This is a genomic window from Halomonas sp. DN3 (genome assembly GCF_024137905.1).
Classification (GTDB): domain Bacteria; phylum Pseudomonadota; class Gammaproteobacteria; order Pseudomonadales; family Halomonadaceae; genus Halomonas; species Halomonas litopenaei.
The window spans coordinates 2,539,998-2,561,503 of record NZ_CP099965.1 but is presented as its reverse complement, the minus strand read 5'-3'; the positions used below and the strand labels follow the sequence as shown (position 1 = coordinate 2,561,503).

The 21,506-nt window shown below is 67.0% G+C and carries 11 protein-coding genes; 4 read left to right on the top strand and 7 right to left on the bottom strand.

Annotated features, from left to right (window positions below):
• Positions 1-5: 5 nt before the first annotated feature.
• Both NKF27_RS10990 and NKF27_RS10985 read left to right on the top strand, forming a co-directional pair.
• Positions 6-1,808, top strand: coding sequence for an IlvD/Edd family dehydratase (locus tag NKF27_RS10990; RefSeq protein ID WP_253551598.1), 1,803 nt, complete (start codon positions 6-8; stop codon positions 1,806-1,808).
• Between the two features lie 207 nt (positions 1,809-2,015).
• A complete protein-coding gene (locus NKF27_RS10985) occupies positions 2,016-2,957 on the top strand; it encodes a Gfo/Idh/MocA family protein (protein WP_253551596.1) in 942 nt (313 codons plus the stop codon).
• A gap of 83 nt (positions 2,958-3,040) precedes the next feature.
• Here NKF27_RS10985 and NKF27_RS10980 read toward each other — a convergent pair whose 3' ends face one another.
• On the bottom strand, positions 3,041-4,267 hold the full coding sequence (locus NKF27_RS10980) for an ROK family transcriptional regulator (RefSeq protein ID WP_253551594.1): 1,227 nt from the start codon (positions 4,265-4,267) through the stop codon (positions 3,041-3,043).
• Between the two features lie 717 nt (positions 4,268-4,984).
• Here NKF27_RS10980 and NKF27_RS10975 point away from each other — a divergent pair.
• Together NKF27_RS10975 and NKF27_RS10970 are read left to right on the top strand one after the other, a co-directional pair.
• On the top strand, positions 4,985-5,758 hold the full coding sequence (locus NKF27_RS10975; protein WP_108450222.1) for an SDR family NAD(P)-dependent oxidoreductase: 774 nt from the start codon (positions 4,985-4,987) through the stop codon (positions 5,756-5,758).
• Between the two features lie 46 nt (positions 5,759-5,804).
• Complete coding sequence (locus NKF27_RS10970) at positions 5,805-7,229, top strand: sugar porter family MFS transporter (protein ID WP_253551592.1); 1,425 nt, start codon at positions 5,805-5,807, stop codon at positions 7,227-7,229.
• 204 nt (positions 7,230-7,433) lie between these two features.
• Here NKF27_RS10970 and NKF27_RS10965 read toward each other — a convergent pair whose 3' ends face one another.
• The 6 genes from NKF27_RS10965 to NKF27_RS10940 all read right to left on the bottom strand — a co-directional run bounded on the left by NKF27_RS10965 (position 7,434) and on the right by NKF27_RS10940 (position 21,505).
• Entirely contained in the window at positions 7,434-8,198 is a 765-nt protein-coding gene (locus NKF27_RS10965; protein WP_231498686.1) for a FadR/GntR family transcriptional regulator, read from the bottom strand.
• Positions 8,199-8,379: 181 nt separating this feature from the next.
• On the bottom strand, positions 8,380-10,509 hold the full coding sequence (locus NKF27_RS10960; RefSeq protein WP_253551590.1) for an HlyD family efflux transporter periplasmic adaptor subunit: 2,130 nt from the start codon (positions 10,507-10,509) through the stop codon (positions 8,380-8,382).
• Positions 10,510-10,607: 98 nt separating this feature from the next.
• The gene (locus tag NKF27_RS10955; RefSeq protein ID WP_253551588.1) at positions 10,608-12,038 is read right to left on the bottom strand and encodes an efflux RND transporter periplasmic adaptor subunit; all 1,431 of its coding nucleotides are present in this window, start codon (positions 12,036-12,038) and stop codon (positions 10,608-10,610) included.
• On the bottom strand, positions 12,035-12,847 hold the full coding sequence (locus tag NKF27_RS10950; RefSeq protein ID WP_253551586.1) for an efflux RND transporter periplasmic adaptor subunit: 813 nt from the start codon (positions 12,845-12,847) through the stop codon (positions 12,035-12,037). The genes NKF27_RS10955 and NKF27_RS10950 overlap by 4 nt, the downstream gene beginning before the upstream one ends.
• Positions 12,837-14,432 (bottom strand): TolC family protein, encoded by a 1,596-nt coding sequence (locus tag NKF27_RS10945; RefSeq protein ID WP_253551584.1) that lies wholly within the window; start codon positions 14,430-14,432, stop codon positions 12,837-12,839. Before NKF27_RS10945 ends, NKF27_RS10950 begins: the two co-directional genes overlap by 11 nt.
• A gap of 23 nt (positions 14,433-14,455) precedes the next feature.
• Entirely contained in the window at positions 14,456-21,505 is a 7,050-nt protein-coding gene (locus NKF27_RS10940) for a VCBS domain-containing protein (protein ID WP_253551583.1), read from the bottom strand.
• Position 21,506 lies beyond the last annotated feature (1 nt).

Sequence of the window (21,506 nt, the reverse complement as noted above, 5' to 3'; positions counted from 1 at the left end):
ACACCATGACCCAGCGCCCCCGCCTTACCCCCGACCAGCTGCGTTCCCGCTGGTGGTTCGACAACCCCGACCACCCGGGTACCACTGCGCTGTGCATCGAGCGTTACCTCAACTACGGGGTGACCCTCGATGAGCTGACCTCGGGCAAGCCGATCATCGGCATCGCCCAGTCCGGTTCCGACCTGACCCCCTGCAATCGTCACCACATCGAGCTGGTCAAGCGGGTCAAGGATGGCATTCGCGCCGCCGGCGGGGTGCCCTTCGAGTTCCCCCTGCATCCGATCCACGAGAACGTGCGCCGGCCCACCGCAGCACTGGACCGCAACCTGGCCTACCTGGGCCTGGTGGAGGTGCTGCACGGCTATCCGCTGGACGGCGTGGTGCTGACCACCGGCTGTGACAAGACCACCCCGGCCTGCCTGATGGCGGCGGCGACGGTCAACATTCCGGCCATCGTGCTGTCCGGTGGCCCCATGCTCAACGGCTGGCGGGGCAACGAGCGGGTCGGCTCCGGCACCATCATCTGGGAGCTGAGAAAGCGTCTGGCCGCCGGCGACATCGACTACGCCGAGTTTCTTGCCCGGGCCAGCGACTCGGCGCCTTCGGTGGGCCACTGCAACACCATGGGCACCGCCTCCACCATGAACTCCATGGCCGAGGCGCTGGGCATGAGCCTGCCGGGGTCGGCGATGATTCCCGGGCCCTACAAGGAACGCGCGATGGTCGCCTACGACACCGGCGAGCGCGCGGTCGAGATGGTATGGCAGGACCTGCGTCCGCTCGACATCCTGACGCGCGAGGCGTTCGAGAACGCGGTGGTGGTGTGTTCGGCGCTGGGGGGATCGTCCAATGCGCCGATCCACGTCAACGCCATCGCCCGCCATGCAGGCGTTGCCCTCGACAACGACGACTGGCAGCGACTGGGCCACCGGATTCCGTTGCTGGCCAACGTGATGCCGGCGGGTGCCTATCTGGGTGAGGAGTTCCATCGTGCCGGCGGGGTGCCGGCAGTCCAGCACGAGCTGCTCGAGCGCGGACTGCTGCACGGCGACGTCACCGGCGTCGACGGCCGCCGCCTGGCCGACAGCATCGCGGGCCGCGAGACCCTGGACGAGGAGGTCATCCGACGCTTCGACAATCCGCTGGTCGAACACGCCGGCTTCCTGAACCTCAAGGGCAACCTGTTTGAGTCGGCGCTGATGAAGACCAGCGTGATCTCGCCGGACTTTCGTCGGCGTTTTCTCGAGAACCCGGAGGACCCGGAGGCCTTCGAGGGCCGGGTGGTGGTGTTCGACGGCTCCGAGGACTACCACGCCCGCATCGACGATCCCGAACTCGGCATCGACGCCAGCACCATCCTGATCATGCGTGGGGCGGGACCGGTGGGCCATCCTGGCGGCGCCGAGGTGGTCAACATGCAGCCGCCGGAGGCGCTGATTCGCCAGGGGATCGAGTCGCTGCCGTGTCTGGGCGACGGGCGTCAGTCGGGGACCTCGGGATCGCCCTCGATCCTCAACGCCTCGCCGGAAGCCGCCACCGGCGGGCCGCTGGCGCTGGTCCAGACCGGCGATCGACTACGCGTGGACCTGGGCCGTTGCGAGGTCCGCCTGCTGGTGGACGACGACGAAATCACCCAGCGTCGACAGCGTCTCGACGCCCAGGGCGGCTATCCCTATCCGGCCCACCAGACGCCGTGGCAGGAGATACAGCGCACCCTGATCGAACCACTGGATCGCGGCATGACCCTGCGCGGCGCCGACGCCTACCGTGACGTGGCGCGCCAGAGTCCGCCCAGGGACAATCACTGAAAGGGTGATCCTCGCCCTTGTCTGGGCGCCCGCCAGGGCCTTCGCAGCAGCACACCAGGGCTGACCCGACCTTTTACCCGGTGGTAGTTAGGGTGGCGACAGGTCCCTGGCGTAGCTGGGGCAGGGTTGGTCACGCCCCTCGGCTCAATTATGCTGTGCTCCTTGATTACGTTGAGGTCTCCGCGGGGACCGCTCCAGGAGGCAGTAATGCGGCAGTTTCGACTGGGCGTGGCCGGCGCCGGCAAGATCGTCCGAGACCAGCATCTGGACGCCATCTGTGCCACCGAAGGACTTGAGCTGGTGGCGTCGGCGGACCCTCATTCGCGCCTGGATGGCGTGGCGTCCTTCGCCAGTCTCGAGGAGATGCTCGACGCGGAACCGGATATCGACGCCGTGGCGATCTGCACCCCTGCCCATCTGCGCCACAGGCTCGCCAGTCAGGCGCTGGCCCGTGGCAAGGCGGTGCTGTTGGAAAAGCCGCCGGGTGCCACCCTGGCCGAGGTGCAGGACCTCAAGGCACAGGCCGAAAAGGCGGGACTTACGCTGTTCGCCGCCTGGCACTCGCGCTTTGCCCCGGGCATCGCCGCGGCCGCTGACTGGCTCGCTGGACGCCGGGTAGAGAGCGTCGATATTCGCTGGCACGAGGACGTGCGGGTGTGGCATCCAGGCCAGGCCTGGCTGTGGGAAGCCGGCGGCATGGGGGTGTTCGATCCGGGCATCAACGCCCTGTCCATCGTTGCCGCACTGCTGCCCGATCCGTTCTTCTTGAAGCGGGCCAATCTGGTGGTGCCCGCCAACGCCCAGACACCCATCGCGGCGACGCTTGAATGGCGTACCGCCGATGGCGTCCTGTTGAGCGGTGACTTCGACTTTCGCCACGAGGACCCGCCGTGCTGGGAGATGACCTTCGTCACCGATGGGGGAACCTTGACCCTGGAGGCGGGGGGCGCCCGTCTTATCGTCGATGGTGAGACCCTGATCGATGAGCCGGAGCGCGAATACCAGGGGGTCTACGCGCACTTCCACAGCTTGCTCGAGGCTGGCCACAGCGATATGGACATCACGCCGCTGCAGCAGGTGGCCGACGCCCTGATGCTGGGGCATCGTCAGGCCACCGAGGCCTTCGTCGACGATGATGGCAGCGCCTGAACACGCCACTTCGCGTCGATCTCTCGATGACCCACGACGTCGTCGCTCACTTGGTGTGAGCTGAACCCGCCAGAAACAGTGGGTTATTCGTCAGTGGCGAATTCGTCGTGGCGAGCCAGCAGCTGGCACAGTACCTGGGCGGCAGCGCCGCGGGCGGCGGTCGCCAGGCTGTCGTCGAGGATGCGCACCGGGATCGGCGGCGCTTGTGGCAGCAGATGGTTCTGATGACGAGTGAAGAACGCAAGCGCCGGGTCCAGCAGCGGTGCGCCCAGCTTCACCAGCGAGCCACCGATGACGATGCGCTCGGGATTCAGGGTGAGGTGGAGATTGAGCAGCAGCAGGCCCAGGGCTTCCCCTGCCTGGTTGAGGGTCTCGGCCACCAGGTCGGGGTCGCGGTGATGCTTGATGCCTTCGCTCAAGGAGGCGCCGGCCTCGATACCCAGGGCATCACGCAGGGCCCAGCCACTGACCAGGGTCTCGGCGCAGCCGTGGTTACCGCAGTGACACGGCTTGCCCCCCGGCGCCAGGAGTGTGTGACCGATCTCGCCGGCCAGCCCATGCACGCCGCGAATCACCCGGGGTGGCGTGCCTTGCACCACCAGCCCGCTGCCGATCCCGGTAGCCGCGCTGACGTACAACAGTGACGACGGCGTCGCGGCCTCCTGGCCGCTGGACGGGCTGCAATAGAGCTCGCCAAAGGCCGCCGCCTTGGCCTCGTTGTCCATGCACCAGAATCGTCTCGAATCATCGCCGAGTTCCGGCAGGCGCTGCCTGAGCATCTCGAGCAGCGGGACGTCTCGCCAGCCCAGGTTGGGCGCCAGGCTAAGCCGCGACTGCTCCGGCGACGTCGGCCCCGGCACCGCCAGTCCCACACCGAGCAGCGTCCTGTGTGAAAGCGCCGTCCGGATCAGCTCGCGCACCATGGGCACGATCTGATCCAGGGTGTCATCCGGCCGGGTCGGCACCACGGCCTGGTGTCGCTGGGCCAGGATCTGGCCGTGAAAGTTGATGGCCAGCACGTGCAGGCCATGGACCCCGATCTCGATGCCCAGGATGGCATGGCTGTCGGGATTGAGGGACAGCGCCCGTCCGGGGCGGCCGCTACCCCCACGCAGCAGATCGCCTTCGACCAGCCAGCCCTGGTCCAGCAGCGTCTGCACGGCGGCGCCGACGGTTACCTTGGTCAGGGCGGTGCGCTGGGCAAGCTCGGCACGGGTCAGCCCGGGCTGGCGGCGCAGCCACTCCAGCAGAGAGGCGCGGTTGCGTGACTTGAGCGCACCAAGGTCGCCGGCGGTGGAAGAGGCGGTCATGAACGAAAGTCTCCGACCCTGTCAGGGATGGGGAAGGTCGCGTCGAGTGTATCAAGGCGGGCGACGGGCCGCAGCGCCGGACTTTAGGGCTTGTCTGAAAAGTGCCTGCGCTCGGTAATACGGCGTTAAAAATCGGCTGGTGCGCCAGCCCGGTCAAAATGCTCATTTACACCCCGTAAACTGCGCTTTCTCACCGATTTTTGCCTTGTCTAACCTTCGCTCGTCGACTTTTCGGACAGCGCCTAGCGCCGTACAGTAGCGCCCGGCTGCATCGACCGACTGCATCGGCCGAACAAGGATCCTGAGTGAATCCGTGCGACGCCTGTGCCGCTTTTCAGAAGAGCACTGGATTTCAGAAGAGCACTGGGCGCCATCAAGCTCCTTTCCGCAGGGAGGCTACTGTTCGACATAAGTGCAATGGCACAAGGCGTCCGACTCGACAAGACTGTGCACTTAGTTAGGACAATTTACTAACGAAATATTAGTAAAGAGAAATAACAAACATCTCTCGTCGAACGAACGGATCTCGCCAGACGAAAGGCTTCGCCAATCGAAAGATTTCGCCAATCGAAAGACTTCGCCGATCGAAAGGCGAAAGCGGTGACAGACGCCGCCTCCGGCAGGCCAAGCCGATACGTCGACGAGCGCAGGCGCTTCCAGGCAAGTCCTGGATGGCTTAGGTACAACCCCTACAACAGCAACGGGAGTCACGCTGACATGACGAAGGAATCTCGAGCGCCGGTGGCGCTTTATCCAGGCCTTGCGGGCAGGCGGGTGGTCATCACCGGTGGCGGCTCGGGAATCGGAGAGGGGCTGGTGGAGGCGTTTGTCGAGCAGGGCGCCGAGGTGCACTTTCTCGACCTCGCAGAGGCGCCATCACAGGCGCTGGTGGCGCGTCTGACCGAGCAGGGTGCCGGCCGCGATCGGCTGCAATTCCATCACTGTGACCTGACCGATCTGGCGCGTCTCGACGAGGTGCTGAGCGCGATCGGTGATGTCGATGTGCTGGTCAACAACGCGGCCAACGACGATCGCCATCGTCTGGCGGACATCACCCCGGCCTATTTCGACGAACGCATCGCCGTGAATCTCCGCCATCTGGTGTTCGCCACCCAGGCGGTGGCGCCGGGGATGGCCAGGCGTGGCGGCGGTGCGGTGATCAACCTCGGCTCGATCAGCTGGCACCTGGGCCAGGCAGGCCTGGCGCTCTACGAGACGGCCAAGGCCGGCATCGAGGGGCTGACCCGGGCGCTGGCCCAGGAACTGGGTGAACAGGGCATCCGGGTCAACTGCGTGATCCCCGGCAACGTCAAGACGCCGCGCCAGTCCCGCTGGTACAGCGCCGAACAGGAGGCCCAGATCGTCGCCGAACAGAAGCTCAAGGTGCGCCTCGAGCCTCATCACGTCGCGGCGATGGTGGTATTTCTCGCCTCCGACGCGGCCAGCGGCTGTACCGCGCACAACCACTGGGTGGACGCCGGCTGGCTGTGACCCAGCCTTTCTTCCATCGCGATATCACAACAACAAGGAGTTCAGCATGCCTATCGTATCCTCACCGGCGGACGCCGCGTCGCTCAAGCGACAACGCTATGTGTTCGCCATCTGCTGTATCGCTGCCATCGGCGGTTTTCTGTTCGGCTTCGACAGCGGCGTGATCAACGGCACCGTCGATGGTCTGCAGACGGCCTTCGACTCCGACAGCGTCGGCACCGGCTTCAACGTGGCCTCGATGCTGCTGGGCTGCGCCATCGGTGCCTTCTTCGCTGGCCGCCTGGCCGATCGCTACGGCCGTCGTGCACTGCTGATCGTGTCGGCGGTGTTCTTTCTGGTCAGCGCCTGGGGCTCCGGGGTGGCGACCGGCTCGCTGGAGTTCGTGATCTACCGGGTGCTTGGCGGCATGGCGGTGGGTGCGGCCAGCGTGATGACGCCGGCCTACATCAGCGAGGTGGCGCCCGCCGAGCGGCGCGGACGGCTGGCCACGATCCAGCAGGTGGCGATCATCTCGGGGCTGTTTATCGCCTTCGTCAGCAACTATCTGCTGGCCAACATCGCCGGCGCCTCCACCGCCAGTCTGTGGTTCGGCTTCGACGCCTGGCGCTGGATGTTCTGGATCGAGATGCTGCCGGCGGCGGTCTTTCTGCTGGCACTGCTGGGTATCCCGGAGAGCCCGCGTTTTCTGATCAGTCGCGGACGCGACGACAAGGCGACACGGGTGCTGGTCACCCTGCTCGGCGAGCAGGCGGGGCAGGCCAAGGTCGCCGAGATCAAGGCGTCGCTGAACGCCGACCATGTGCCGAGCCTCAGGGACCTGATCAACGCCACCAGTGGCAAGTTGCACGGCATCGTCTGGGTCGGTATCGGGCTGGCGGTGTTCCAGCAGCTGGTCGGGATCAACGTGGTGTTCTACTACGGTGCGGTGCTGTGGCAGGCGGTGGGCTTCTCCGAGGGTGATGCCCTGCTGATCAACGTGATCAGCGGTGCGGTGTCGATCGGCGCCTGTCTGATCGCCATCGCGCTGATCGACCGCATCGGTCGCAAGCCGCTCTTGTGGGCAGGTTCGGTGGGCATGGCGCTGACCCTGTGCCTGTTGGCCTACGCCTTCTCCACCGCCAGCATGGTCGACGGAAAGCTGGCCTTGGCCGGTGACATGGGGGTGCTGGCGCTGCTGGCGGCCAATGCCTATGTGCTGTTCTTCAATGTGTCCTGGGGGCCGGTGATGTGGGTGATGCTCGGTGAGATGTTCCCCAATCAGGTGCGCGGTTCGGGACTGGCGGTCTCGGGGCTGTTCCAGTGGCTGGCCAACTTCGCCATCACCATGACCTTCCCGATCATGCTGGCGGGAATCGGCCTTGCCGGGGCCTATGGTGTCTACGCCTTCTTCGCGGCCTGCTCAGTGGTGTTCGTGATGAAGTGGGTCAAGGAGACCCGTGGACGGGAGCTTGAGCAGATGGCCTACGAATAAGGTCCGCGCTCTGGGGTGACGTGACGGCCAGCGAGCAGGATGGCCAGGGCGAGCAGGGGCGGTTGGCCTGCAAACAAGGCGCCAGTCACCCCGATGGTCAGGACCCCGGCGAGATTCACTCGCCGGGGTCTTCTCGTATTCGGCGACCGACAACGGGCGGTAACTTGCGTCTGTTCGGAAGGGGAAGCGCGACAGGGCTGCGACTCAGCCCGTGGGTGGCAACTCCAGGTCGCTGCCGAGCACCGAGTCGCCGGGTTTGATGCCCAGGGCGTCGGCGGTACCGGCCAGCACCGCCTGGGCGGCGCGAAAGGCGTCCTGGGGACGCCGCGTGCGTATCGCCTCCATCAGCTCGCGGTGACGCTCGAGGCTGTCCTCGGGGTCGCTGGCGCTTTCGTTGGAGGTCTCGATCAGCAGGTAGATCGAGGGGCGCAGGATATGCGAGAGCTGGGACCAGACGATATTGCGGGTGGCCTTGAAGATGGCCACATGGAAGGCGATGTCGTGATCGCTGTGCAAGCGCTTGGCGTCGCCCTCGGCGGCGTTCATGGCGCTTTCCATGCCCTCGAAGGCCTCCTCGATGGCGACCAGATCGCGGGCCGTCGCGCGGCGGGCTGCGGTCATCGCCACGTAGGGCTCGACGTCGAGGCGGAAGCTCAGGATCTCGCGCTGGATCTCGGGGTTGGGAGCCGCGTAGCGGGTCATCCAGTCGGTGACCGACGGGTCGAGGATGTTCCAGGCCTCGACCTCGCGCACCTTGGAGCCGTGGCCGGAAATGCGTTCGATGATGCCCACGTCCACCAGCTGGCGCAGGTCGCTCCTGACCGCCGAACGGTTCAGTGCAAACTGTTCGGCCAGGTCGACCTCCTTGGGCACGAAGTCGCCGGGGCGATAGCGTCCGCCGAAGATGGCCTCGGCCAGGTAGTCGGCCACGCTGGGGCGTTTGCTGTTGCTGCGAGATGGGACGGCCACTGACTTGCTCCTGGCGAATGCAGTGACGATGCTAGCGAATGTGCAACATAGTGACAATGCGCCTTAGCGACAATGGGGCATAGCGACAATGGGGCACAGTGACAACGGGGCATAGCGACAATAGGGCACAGTGGCAGCGCTGGTGGGCTCGCGGGCAGGCAGTCTAGAGGGAACCGTCTTCTCAGAAGCCACTCTCGCGGATCACCACCGAAGCGAGCCAGGTAGTGAACTGGCCGACCAGGCTCTGACGCTCGGCGTCGATGTGCAATTGGCCAGCGGCCTGCCTGCCGCCTGTCCAGGGGCTGTCCAGGCGGGCTTCGATCGCGATCAGCGCGCGTTCAAGACGCAACTTGCCGCGCTCATCCGGGTCCTCGTAGGTGGACAACGGGCCGCCGTGGCGTGCCGCCAGCAGGGGGTGACTCAGGTGCTCGGCGCGGGTGGCACCGATGCTGGTGACGTGTCCGGCCAGTGCTCGGGTGTGGCCCTCCACCAGAAAGCGCACCCGGGTGCCAGGACTCAGGCGGTGGACCTCGCCCTGAGGCACGTAGGCATCGATGACCCAGGTCGAGGGATCCACCAGTACGCCCAGCGGCTCTCGGGTGGCGACCCATTGTCCAGGCGTCTGTTGGCGATCGAAGCGCTGCCATTTGCCGGCGAAGGGGGCGTTGATGACCAATCGCTGCTGCTCCCGCCGGGCGGCCTCTCGTCCGCTTTCGCTGACGCGGTGTAGCGCCAGGGTAGCGCTGTCGCGATGGCGCCCATCGTCGGCGTCGAGCAGCCCCGCCAGTTCGGCCTCCAGCAGGTCGAGCTCGCTTTCCTGGGCCAGCTCGCGACGTCGGATATCCGGCTCGCTCAGCCGCACCAGGGCCGCCTCCCGCTCGACCCGCCCGGAGGCGGCGATGGTCTCCAGGCGTGCGGGAAACGGCGAGTACAGGGTCAGTTCGCGCTCGGCGTGGAGCACGCCAGGCCCGCTGACGCGGGTCTGCAGGGGCAGGCAGGCCAGCAACAGCAGGAAGCCTAGGGCGAACAGCCAGGCCAGGCGAAAGCGCCGCGGGACGGCGCGGCGATGGGACCACCAGTGCTGCAATTCTCGGGTGACGGGCATCAGGATGAACCAGGCTATTTCCACGGCGAACAGGACGATGCCCAGCGCCTTGAAGAACAGATGATAGACGGCCAGGGCGATGCCGAGGAACAGCACCAGTCGATACAGCCAGGTGGCGAAGGCGAACAGCACCAGCGAACGTCGCTGATGTCGGGGGAAGGGCTCGGGCCAGGCCTCGTCGAGCCCCAGCAGTCGACGGCGCAGCCACACACGGGCCTGGGCGCCGGCGCGCTCGTGCAGGTTGGGGAAGTCGAGCAGATCGGTCAGCACGAAGTAGCCGTCGAAGCGCATGAAGGGACTTGCGTTGATCGCCAGGCTCAGCACCCAGCTGGTGGTGGCCAGGTACAGAAGTGCCGAGTTGACGGCGCCCGGCTCGGTCAGCACCCAGCCAAGGGTCGCCAGGCCTGCCAGGCCAAGCTCCACCAGCATGCCCGCCGACGAGATCGCCAGCCGCGATCGACTGCGCCTGAGCTTCCAGCTCTCGCCGGTGTCGGTGTAGAGCATCGGCCACAGCACGATAAAGGCGACGCCCATATGCGCCACCCTTACCCCCAGACGGGTCGCCACCAGGGCATGGCCGAGCTCGTGGCAGGCCTTGGCGACCACCAGCGCACAGGCGAAACTGAGCATGCCCGACAGCGAGAAGGCTTCCATCACCGCGTGGGTAAAGTGGTCCCAGCGGCGCACCACCAGCACCAGCCCGAGCAGTCCGAGCAACAGCACCGCCGTGACCATGCCACGGCTGAACAGCCAGGGCAGGGCGCGCACCACGGCGCCGAGAAAGCGCTGCGGGCGCACCAGCGGCAGGCGAAAGAACAGATAGTGATGCAGCCACCAGGACAGCTTGCGCCAGGCGGCGCCTGTGGCGGCCTCGCGGGCCAATCGGTCGGTAGCGTCGGGCCCGGCCCGCAAGAGACGGTGATGCTCGAGAAAGTCCACTAGTTCGAGCACCTGCTCGAGCGACGGCTGCATCGGCGTCTGGGCGGCGATCTCGTCGCGAATCCGCGCGGGACTCGCCCCCCAGCGCGCCAGACACTCGAACTCGAGCCAGCCGATCCGGTAGAAGCGATTGGTCACCGGGTCCTGGATCGACCACTGGGGCTCGCCGTGGCGATCACGACCCGCATCCACCAGCACCAGGTCCTCGCGCAGCGGTGGCGGCGGACGATTCGCCCGTTCATCGACGCCGGCGGTGTGATGGGCCATCGTCGCGCTAAAGGGGCTGGCGTTGGCTTCCGTGGGTGAGGCAGCCGCGCTATGGGAAGCCCCCGGACCATGGCTTGCGGGTGTCGCTGAGGCCATGGCTACCACCCCGTCCAGGCGCGCAGGGCCGACAGCGGCCGGCGCAGCAGGTAGTAGCCGAGACTGACCTCTTCGCCGTAGACCTTGGCGGTGCCGTGCAGCCCCAGGCGTACCTTGTTCGCTGTCGAGTCGGTCTGGGTATCGGTCCCCTGGTCGAGGCTCTGTCCGGCGCTGTCTTTCACCTCGGTCGGCGCAAGCTCGGCCAGCAGGCGATAGGCGGCGACGCCATCTGCGTCGGTCGAGGCTTCGTAGCTGGTCTGGGTGAGGCGCGCGCCGATCGGTTCCAGCGGCCGGGCGCTGAGGAATACCTTGACCTCGGCCCCCTGTGCCAGGGTGATGGCGTCGGCGGCGGCCAGCTGGATCTCCACCGCCGGCTGATCGGGGTCGGCCAGGCGCAGGATGCGCTCGCCGGTGGCGACGGGGCGTCCTTCCCAGTCGTCGGGGTCGCTGTAGACCGCGACGCCCGCCGTCGGAGCCGTCACCAGGGTGCGTTCGAGCCTGGCCTCCAGTGCCTCCAGTTCGGCCAGGCGCTGTGCCTGCTGGCGCCTCAGGCGGCTTATGTCGGCGAGCCGTGAGCGGTCGTCGAAGGCCAGGTTGCCGGCGGCGTCGAGCTCGGCGCTGGCCACCTCGAGCTGACGCCTGAGTACCTCGGCGCGGCCTTCGAGTTCGCTACGATCCAGGCGAAACAGGGGGGTGCCGGCCTCGACGCGTGAGTTGGGTTCCACCAGCATCTCGGCCACCACACCGTCCAGCGGGCTGGTGATGGCGGCGCTGTCCAGCGACACGATCTCGGCCGGGGCCAGGGCCGACTGGCGCACCGGCAGGAACATCGCGGCGATCACCGCGACCAGCAACAGCCAGCCGAGCCGACGACGCGGTAGCTGCCAGGCGCGTCGGCGTGGCGCCAGGGCAAGCCAGCAGTAGCGCCAGGTGGCGGCCAGGCCACCGAGCTGCTGGCGCAGGGCCTGGGGCGGTGGCTGCTCGAGCAGAAACAGCGCCCAGGCATGGTCGCTGGACGAATTTCGGTCGACGTCGGCGCCGCCGGGACCCAGCGGCACCAGCCACAGCACCTCTGGCCACCACTGGGCCCAGCCCTCGGCCAGGTCCTCGGGGAGTTCCAGTTGATCGCGCAGCAGCAGCCTGGGGCCATCGATGTCGTGTTGATCGAGCAGCCAGGCGCTGAGCCTTTCCACCCAGTTGACGAAGGGGGTGCGCTCGGTGGGCGTGGCCAGCCCCGAGACACAGCGCAGCCTGAGCGCGCCCCGGGCATGGCCTTCCAGCACCAGGGCCTGACGAAAGCGCAGCAGTGGATAGGGGTCGTTGGCGATGGAGAAGGCCAGGGTGGTGCGCGAGTCGGCGTCCAGCGCGCGATCTCGCAGGGCCAGGCTCAATGACGCCAGCGACGCCGGGCGTGGGTGTTCGCTGGCGCTCATGGCGTGCCTTCGTCGCTGTCCTCTGTGGTGGGCGATTCGGCCACCAGGGTGGCACGCCCGGTCATGCCCGGCATCAGCTCGTCATGGGCCTGGTCGAGGCGTGCCTCGAGCTCGACGGTCTGGGCCACGGCATCGATGCGGGCACTCACCGCGCTGAGCGTGGCGGCGTAGCGCTTGCCGGTCTCGCTGACGTCAAGACTGAGTGGCTGGCCTTCGCCGAGCTCGGCCAGGTGCGCCGAGGGGGCATTGAGCCGGACCTTGAGAGGGCCATCACCGACCAGATCGACGATCGGCGTGCCGGCGGCCATGGTCTGAAAGGGCTTGACGTGAACCGCGGCGATGCGCCCGGCGAAGGGTGCTTTCAAGGTACAGCGATCACGCTGGACGGCGGCAAGGTTCAAGGCGCTCTGGGCCTTGTCGACCTCCGCGCGGGCCAGCGCCACCTCGAGATCGCCCACCGCGTCCAGGCGGCGCAGGCGGTCCTTGGCCTGGCTGTTGAGCCGGGCTACGCCGAGTTCGGTATTGGCCACGTTGACCCGGGCCTGCTCGATTCGGCAGTCGAAGCGGGCCAGCACATCGCCCTCGGCCACCGTAGCACCCAGCGACACGGCCAGCTCGTCCAGGGTGCCTTCCATGCGGCTCGACAGGGTCGCCTCCTGCTGGGGGGCCAGCAGGGCGCGCATGGTCAGCTCGCCTCGGTTCTCCTGTATCGGCTGCTGGGCCGATGCCAGCGCCGAAAGCCCGAGCAGGGGCAGGGCGAGACCGAGGAGCATCCCGGCCGAGCGCGGGCGAAGACGACTAGACGGCATCGGTGCCCCCCTCATCGGCGCCCGTCCCAGGCTGCGGGCGACGCGGCTCCAGGGTGGGCCCGCCGGCTGGTGCCGGTGGCTGGCCCGGGTGAGGCGCAATGATGCCCTGGCGCTCGTGGGTGGTCATGATCCGCTCGATCTCGCTGGCCAGGGTCTGTACATCGTGCTGGGCGACGGTCTCGGGCAGCACGTCCAGGCCCACCGAGTTGAACAACCGGCCCCAGGCGGCCTGGGCGCGGGAGTAGGCCGCCTCGCGCTGGTACTGGGACAGCAGATAGCGGCTCTCGGCGCGAATCACCTCAAGCTCCGAGCCGATGGAAGAGGAGGCCGCGGCCTTGGCGTAGGCCAGCAGGTCCTCGTCCACCTCGAGGCTCTCGTCGCTGTACTCGAGCTCTTCGCGGGCCAGGTGGTAGCGCAGGGCGCCCACCCGAACCTGGGTCAGGACCGCCATGGACAGCGCGGTACGGCGCAGGTCGTCGGCGTCACCCTGGGTGTCCTGGGCTTCGTTCAGATCGGGATAGGACAACAGCTTCAACAGGTTCAGGGACACATTGACGCCGGTCTCGGTCCAGTCGTTGTTGTACAGGTAGTCGTTGGAGTCATACTCGATGCCCGCGCTGACCGTGACGTTGGGCCACAGCCTGAGCTTGGCGGCTTCCAGGTCGTTCTGGTTGACCCGCTTGCGGTACCACTCCTCCATGATCTCCGGGCGGTGCTGCAGCGCCAGCTGTTCCAGGCGCTCGATATCGCTGACGTCCGGGGGAAGATCCGGTTCCGGTTCGTCGGCCAGGATCAGGCGGGTACCAGGGGGCAGCGACATCAGTGCGGCCAGTTCGGTCTTGGCCAGCTCCAGATCCTGGCGGCGCGCGGTCAGCAGGGTGGTGGAGTCGAGCAGCGCGCGCTGGTAGGCCAGCACCTCCTGGCGTGGCAGCAGCCCCTGGCGCTGGGCCTCACGGGCGGCGTCCAGCGCTACCTCAGTGCGCGCCAGCAGCACATTGAGGCGAGGAATCAGGCGTTGGGCGGCGAGTGCGCGCCAGTAGGCGTTGCGCACGTCGCGCAGCACGTTCTGGGCGACCTTGCGCCGACGTTCCTCGGCCATCAGCATCTGGTCGGCCTTCTGCTGGTTCTCGTAGTAGGCCAGGCCGAAGTCGAGCAGGCTCCAGGACAGGCCAAGGCCCGCGGTGGAACGGTAGCGCTGCTCCGAGGTGGAAGGACGCAGGCTTTCCTCGCCGTCCTCGATACCGATGGAGGTGCCGCCGGAGTCGTTGCTGCGATCGCTGTAGCCGGCCTCGGCGACGATGCGTGGCAGCAGTTCATGGCGCGAGACGTCACGCAGGTTCGAGGCCAGGGCGCTTTCCATCAGCTTCAGGCGATAGTCGAGGTTGTACTTGAGTGCCCGGGCGGCGGCCTCGTAGAAGGTGACCGGCTGATTGAGCGGCTCCTGCAGGCGATACATCTGGGCCTGGTCGCTGATCGCCCGCTGACGGATCTCGGTGGCGTCGAAGGGCTGGGGCTCGAGGCTGGAGCAGGCACTCAGGGTCAGGCCGGCGGTGACCGCCAGCGTGGTGAGCGGTAGTCGATGCATGCGGTGTCCTTGTCGTTCGAATCTCACAGGTCCTGCTCCCCTCGCAGCGGCGCGGTGGAGCCGGCCATGGCCGTCAGTTGTGCGCGAAAGCCTGCAGCGACTCTGGGAGAGGCGCCGGAGGTCTCATCTGGCCCGCGCCAGCCGTCCTGGGCCAGCGCTGCTGGCGCGAGGCGATCGTCCTGGTCACCATCGGCGATCCATTCGGCCCCCGGCGGCAGCACAGGCCGGCCGTCATCTGCCGCGTCGCGGTTCGGCGCCTCGGCCGAGCCAGGTCGAGCGTCGCCCGGCGTCGAGCTTCGCGTCGGAATCGTCGGTTCGCCATCGGCACCAGTGGCGTTGTTCAGCAATTGTTCGCGGGTGGGAGCGTAGAGGGAGGGATCGGCCAGCAGGCCATCCGCCGTCAGGTCGGTGCGGCCGTGGCGACCCAGCATCAGCAATTGATCCTGCTCGGCGTACAGGCGACTCAAGGCTACGCCGCGTAGCACGTACTGGCCTGGCACCTCACCCAGGCCGTTGGCCAGCGACGGGATCTGCGTCTCCAGCGGCCGGACCAGCCAGGGCTGGGCGCCGTGGGACAGGCGCAGGTAGTCGAAGACCTGGCGGCTGTTGCGCTCGACTTCCGGGGTGACGTAGACCACAGGGTCGACATCGCCAAGGGTGGCGCGCGACTGGCGCCCATCGTCCGGGCGCAGGAAGTGGGGGCCGGCGCCATCCCTGATCGGAATATAGGGTGCGGCGATATCCAGGGTCAGGGTCAGGGTGGCGGTGTCGCTGGCGCCGGCCTGGTCGGTCAGGGTGTAGACGAAGACCTCCTGCAACAGCGGACCCAGGCCGCTGGCGCGCAGCACCTCGCTGTTGGTGCGGTCGATAAAGTAGCGGTAGCTGCCGTCCGCCTCGATGATCAGGGTGCCGTAGCGGCCCGCCAGGCGCTCGCCGGGCGCCGCGCTGACGCCATCCTGTGCCACCAGGGTGACCCTCTGGGTCTCGCCGTAGCGCTCGGCGTCGACGTCTGTGTCGTTGGGCAGCACATTGCCGGTGGCGTCGGGGCGGCTCGCGCCTCCGCCGATGTCCACGGCGTCGCCGCTGTCGTCGCGGGCCGTCGGTGCGTCGTTACGCCCATCGATGGTGATCGTCAGGCTGGCACTGGCGGGGCCGCCCCAGCGGTCCTCCAGCGCATAGGTGAAGACGTCGACCAGGGTCTGGCCGCTTTGACGCAACGCCTGGACCTCCGGGTTGTCGTCATCGACCTGGTAGCGGTAGCTGCCGTCGGCCTCCATCACCAGGCTGCCGTAGCGGCCCTTGAGTGCCTTGCCGAGGGTGCCTTCGGTGCCGGCGCTTGGGTCATCGCCGGTGCGAACGCCGGTCACCGTCAGGTTGGGGCCGAGCAGGTTGACGCCGAGGTTGATGTCGCCATCGACGTCGCTGTCGTTGTCGAGCACATTGCCCACGGCGTCCGTCCCGGGCGTGGCGTTGTCGCGGCCACCGGCCTCCACCGCCAGGCCATCGTCGGCGCCGGGCACCGGCGCCTGGTTCTGGCCGCGCACGAACACCGTCAGTTCGGCCAGGTCCACCAGTCCCGCCAGATCACGGGCCTCGTAGGTAAAGACGTCACGGCGGAACTCCAGCGGGCCAAGCCCGAGGATCTCGGCGTTGGTCTGGTCGACCGCGTAGCTGTAACTGCCGTCGGTGGCAAGCGTCAGGGTGCCGTACTGGCCTGTCAGGGTTATCGTGCCGGCGCTGGGGGTGGACAGGGCCCCGCCTGCGGCCTCGGTGCCGGGGCGGGCGCCACTCACGGCCAGTTGGTCACCGGCGTCGATATCACTGTCGTTGTCGAGCACATTGCCGCTGGGATCACGGCCGGTGCCCTGATCGCTGTCGGCCACCGCCAGGGCGACGTTGTCGGCGGCCACCGGGGCATCGTCGCGTCCCTCGATGGTCACGGTCAGACGCGCCGTGGTGCTGGCACCCAGGGGGTCGACGCTGCGGTAGACGAAGACCTCGGTGAGGGTATCGTTGGCGGTTCTTAGGGCCTCCACCGCCGGATTGCTGTTATCGACCACGTAGGAAAAGCTGCCGTCGGCGTTCAGGGTCAGGGTGCCGTAGCGTCCGGCCAGCGGCTGGCCGGCGTTTACCGTGGTGGTGTTGAAGCGGACCTGATCGACACTCAATGGCTGTCCATCCACGTCGTCGTCGTTGGTCAGGACATTGCCGCTGGGGTCGACGCCCGTGGTGGCGTTGGCGGTACCCCCGGCTTCCACCGCGATGGCCTTGTCGGCCACCGGGCTCGGCGGATCGTTGGCGCCGGTGACGATGACCACCAACTCGGCCAGGTCCGCATTGCCGGCGGTGTCGATCAGCCGATAGGTGAAGGTCTCGCTCAGGGTGGCGCCTGCCGCCAGTGCCTGTACGGCGGCGTTGTCGACGTCGACCACGTAGCGGTAGCTGCCGTCGGCGTTTACCGTGAGGCGCCCGTACTGACCATCGACGCTGGCGCTGACGCCACCGAGGCCGGTCATGGCGCCGCCGGCCGTCTCGCTGCCGGGGCGAATGGCGCCGACGGCGAGTGCACCCTGGTCGATGGTATCCACGTCGGCGTCGACGTCATCGCCGTCGTCATCAGCGATCAGATTGCCGGTGCCGTCTACCGCCGGCGTGGCGCCGTCGGTGGACGGTGCCTGGGCGCTGGTGGTGTTGTTGGTGGCGACGGGGTTGTCCTGGGCGCCTTCGATGGTGATGGTCAGCACCGCGATGTCATCGAGTCCCTCGGCGTCGGTCACCAGGTAGCTGAAGGTCTCGCTCAGGGTATCGCCCACCGCCAGGGCTTCGACGGCTGTGTTGTCGTCAGCGATGACGTAGTTATAGCTGCCATCCGGATTGATGGTCAGGGTGCCGTAGCTGCCGTCTATGGCGGTGGCACCGGTGACGTCGTCAAAGCTGCCGAGAGGCTCATCGCCAACACGGATCCCGGACACCGCCTTGGTCTCGCCGTTGAGGTCGACGTCGGTGTCGTTGGTCAGCACATTGCCGGTGGCGTCCTGGCCGGCGGTGGCGTTACTGATGCCACCTTTCTCGATGGCCACGCCGCCGTCGTCGACGCCCACCGGGGCGTCGTTGGCGCCTTCGATGGTGATGGTGATGGTGGCCTGGGAGGTGACGCCCGCGCGATCACTGATTTCATAGACGAAGGACTCGGGCAGCGTATTGCCGCTCAGCCTCAGGGCCTCTACGGCGGGGTTGTCGTTCTCGAGCTGGTACTCCGCCGAGCCGCTCGAGGAGATCACCAGGGTGCCGTAGGTGCCGACGATACGGGTGGGCGAGGCGGGGTCGCTGTTGACCGCCTGAAGTGAGCCCGCCGTGGTGCCCGCCCGGACCACCGTCAGCACGTCGGGGTCGGCGTCATTGAGGTCGGCGTCGGTATCATTGAGGATGACCAGGCCGTTGGGGTCGATACCGCCGAGATTGAAGCGTCCCCCGGCCTCCACGGCGATGGCGCTGTCGTCGGTGGCGACAGGGTCGTCGTTGACCGCAATCACTTCGATGCCCAGGGTATCGCGGTCGGTCAGGGCGTCGGCGTTCTCGCCGGGGGTGCCATTGCCGCTATCAGGGTGGTCGCCGAAGTTGCCGTTGTCGCTGGTGACGATGGTCAGGGTATCGTCACCATTGAAGTTGGCGACGCCGGTATAGGTCAGGGTGGCGAGGGCGGCGTTGATCTGGGTGACGCTGCCGGTGAGGATCAGCTCGCCGGTGCCGCTGCCTGACACACTGGCGCCACCGGCGCTGGAAGCGTTCAGGGTGCCGTTGTTCACACTCAACGTCGTGGTCAGGTTCTGGGCCCCGCTGGTACCGGGTGTCAGGGCGTCGGGATCGGCAATCGAGATGCCGGTGATGGCAAATTCGATGTCTTCGTCACCGGAGACCGGCGAGCCCGGCAAGGTGTGCACGGGGGCATCGTTGAGTTCGACATAGCCGATATCGGCGTCGAAGGTGGTGGCGCCGTCGACGTTGCCGGTGATCAACGACAGGCTGCCGTCGCCGAAGGTGCCACCGTCGGAGTCGATACGTGCCTTTAGTTCGCCGGCACTGCCGTCGGTGAGGCTTTCGCTGGCCGAGATCCGATAGTTGCCCTTGGGCAGCACACCGAAGGCGTAGTTGCCGTTTGCGTCGGTGAGCGTGGTGTAGCTGACGTCGTCGGCGTTACCGAAGGTATCATCGCTGCCTGCCCAGGTCAGGGTCACACTGACGCCGGCCAGACCATCGCCATCGGGTGCGGTGCTGGCGTCGGCGGAAAGGGTGTCATTCCACAGGGTGCCTTCGACAAGGCCGAGACTCGCCCCGGCGGTCAACACATAGTCATTGAGCCCGCCGCTGCCGTCGGCATCGGTACGTTCGCCCGCTGCCGTGCCGTCGGCGCCGACATCACTGCCACCAAAACCATCGAAACTGCCGTCGTCGGGCAGGCTGGACCAGGCAAGACGGGCCTCGGCGGCGGTGGCCGCCACCACCGCATCGTTTGGTACCTCGACGCGATAGGACACGCTGACCTCGCTGCCCGGGTCGAGTTGCGCAAAGGTGAGCTCGATACCCGTGGCGGTGGCGTTGGCCAAGACTCCGGCCGGCAGGCCGCCCAGGCTGTAGCTCTGGCCATCGATGACCACACTGTCGATGACATAACCGCTGCCAGAGGGGAAGGCGTCGGTCAGCACCACTTCGTAGGCGGGCATGCCGCCGTTCTGGGTAAAGGCAACGGTGACGCTGGCGGTACCGGTGGTGTCATCCGGGGCGGGATCGAAGGCCACCACCGTCTTGGTCATCTCGGTAAAGGACGGCTCGACGATACGTTCGTAGATTTCCTCGCTCTGGAAACTGGTGCCGTCGCGGCTTTCGGTAACGACCATGCCAAGCTCTGTCCCTGCCTGGTTGGTCGAGACGTTGTCGACCCGCACATTGAACTCGAGCGAAATGCCTTCCTTGTCGAGGTCATTATCGGCGTTGGTGATGGTGCCCAGGTCGATGGTCAGGGTGCGTCCATCGCCGCTGATGGTGTAGCGGGCAGGGTCGAGCACACTCTCCGGTCCGCCGCTCAGGTCACTCTGGATGTACCCGGCCTCGGGGGACTGGCCATTGCCCTCGACGGAATCGGCGTTGGTGTTCAGGTTGCTTGTCAGACCGCCATCGTTGGCGATGAAGGCCATCAGGATCTGGTTGGCCGTCTCCGGGAGAATGGTGAGACCTTCATCGACCTGAACCGTCAGTTGATAGTTGTCCGTAGTGCCTTCGGGCAGCAGCGCCACCACCCGGTAGCGGATGATTTCACCCACCGCGACGTCTTCGCGGGTGTCGCCGGTCGGATCTGCAGCAGCGGTGCTGTCCAGCCCGCCGACGCGGGACACCTGCAGTGTCTGAGCGATCGGGATCGCCTGGATATCGATCTGCCGATAGTCGTTGAGGGAGCCATCCCCCAGTTCCCCGTCGGCTCCTGTCCGTTCGGTACCATTGCTGGAGCTGGTCTCGTCGAGACTGGTCCAGTCGACCCGGGCCTCGGAGGTCAGGTTGGCCAGATCCGCGGCAGTGGCGCCCACGGTGCCACCGATGGTCAGGGTGATGGAATGGCCGCTACGCAGGTCGAGATCGAATCCACTCTTGAGGCTGAGTTGATAGCCGTCGGTGTCGTTGCCGGTGATCTCGAAGTCACCCACGGCGGGCCCGTTGGCGTCACTGAAACTCACCGCCTCAAGGCTGACGCCGTCGAGTTCAGCAGGTAGCTGGACAGACAGCCCCAGGTCGAAGGCGTCGACCCCCGAGGTGTTCGAAAAGGTGACGGCGTACTCGATGGCGTCACCAGAGTCGACTCCGAGACCCGGGTCGGAAGGAGTGGTCAGCGCCTGTTCGATGCTGACCGTGGGTTCCACCAGGGTGGTGGTCGGGCCCGTACCGGGCTGACTGACGTCGCGATCCACGGCGGTGCTGCCGTTGACCTCGTCGCCGTCGTCGTCCTGGTAGGTCAGGCTGGCCTTGTGTTCGTGCTCGGTACTTTGCTGGTTGTCGAGGGTATTGCTGGCGATCAGGCGTACCCGCAGCACGAAGGTGTTGTTGCCGGTGTCGTTGTCGCCGGTGGCGCTGGCGGCGCTAAAGGTGTACTGGGCATCGACGCCGTCAGCGCCCAGGGTGCCGCCGCTGCCGGCAAGCGCGCTGACGGAGACGCTGCCGGCGAAGTCTGCGCTCAGGTTGTCGCTGCCGGCGGCCAGGGTGATCAGTTCATAACCCGAGCCATTGAAGCTGGTATCCAGCGCCATGCCCGGCGGTATCAGGTCATTGATCACGAGGCTCTGGGTAGTGCCTTCCGGCAGGGTCACCACGATGTCGTAGAGCATCGACTCGCCGACCACCAGGTCGGCGCCGTCGGTGTGGCTGGCGCTTGAGTCGTCGTCAGTGGCGGCGCCGCCGTCCGCGAAGGTGGTGGTGATGGTTGGCGCCGCCACCTGCTGGGTCGCGTCGTCATCGAGATCCGTCGGGGTAAAGTCGCTGCCACCGTCGACGCTGGCGTAGTTGGTGAGCGTTGCCGTGGTGCCGAGGGTGCGACTGGCGCTGACCGCCGCGGCCACGGTCACGTCGTAGGTGATGACGATGATGTTGGTGCCAGCGGCGTCGCTGGCGCTGCCATCCCGCCCGGCCTGCAGGGTGGCCTGGCCGCTGTCGTCGAGCAGGGTGATGGTGTTGCCACTGACGCTGTAGTCGGTGCCCTCGATCAGCACGCTGCCGTCACCGAGCGTCAGGGTCAGGTTGGCACCGCCCAGGCTGCCACCGACAAAGGCCAGGTCCGTGGGCAGCGCGATCTCGGTCGTCACGTCGAAGGCACCACCGCCGCCGGTGTTCTCGAGCAGCGTGGCCAGGCGCAGGGTGTCGCCGGCGTCGATGTCGGTGACGTCGCCGTCCACCGCCGCCGGGTCGGTAATGCTGCCGGTGAAGGGCGCACCCGCCGTGCCGGGCGCATTCCAGCTGCCGCTGGTGCCGCTGACGCTGCCGTTGGTCGAGGACACCACCCCATGGGTGATGGTGACGACCGGCTCGGCCACC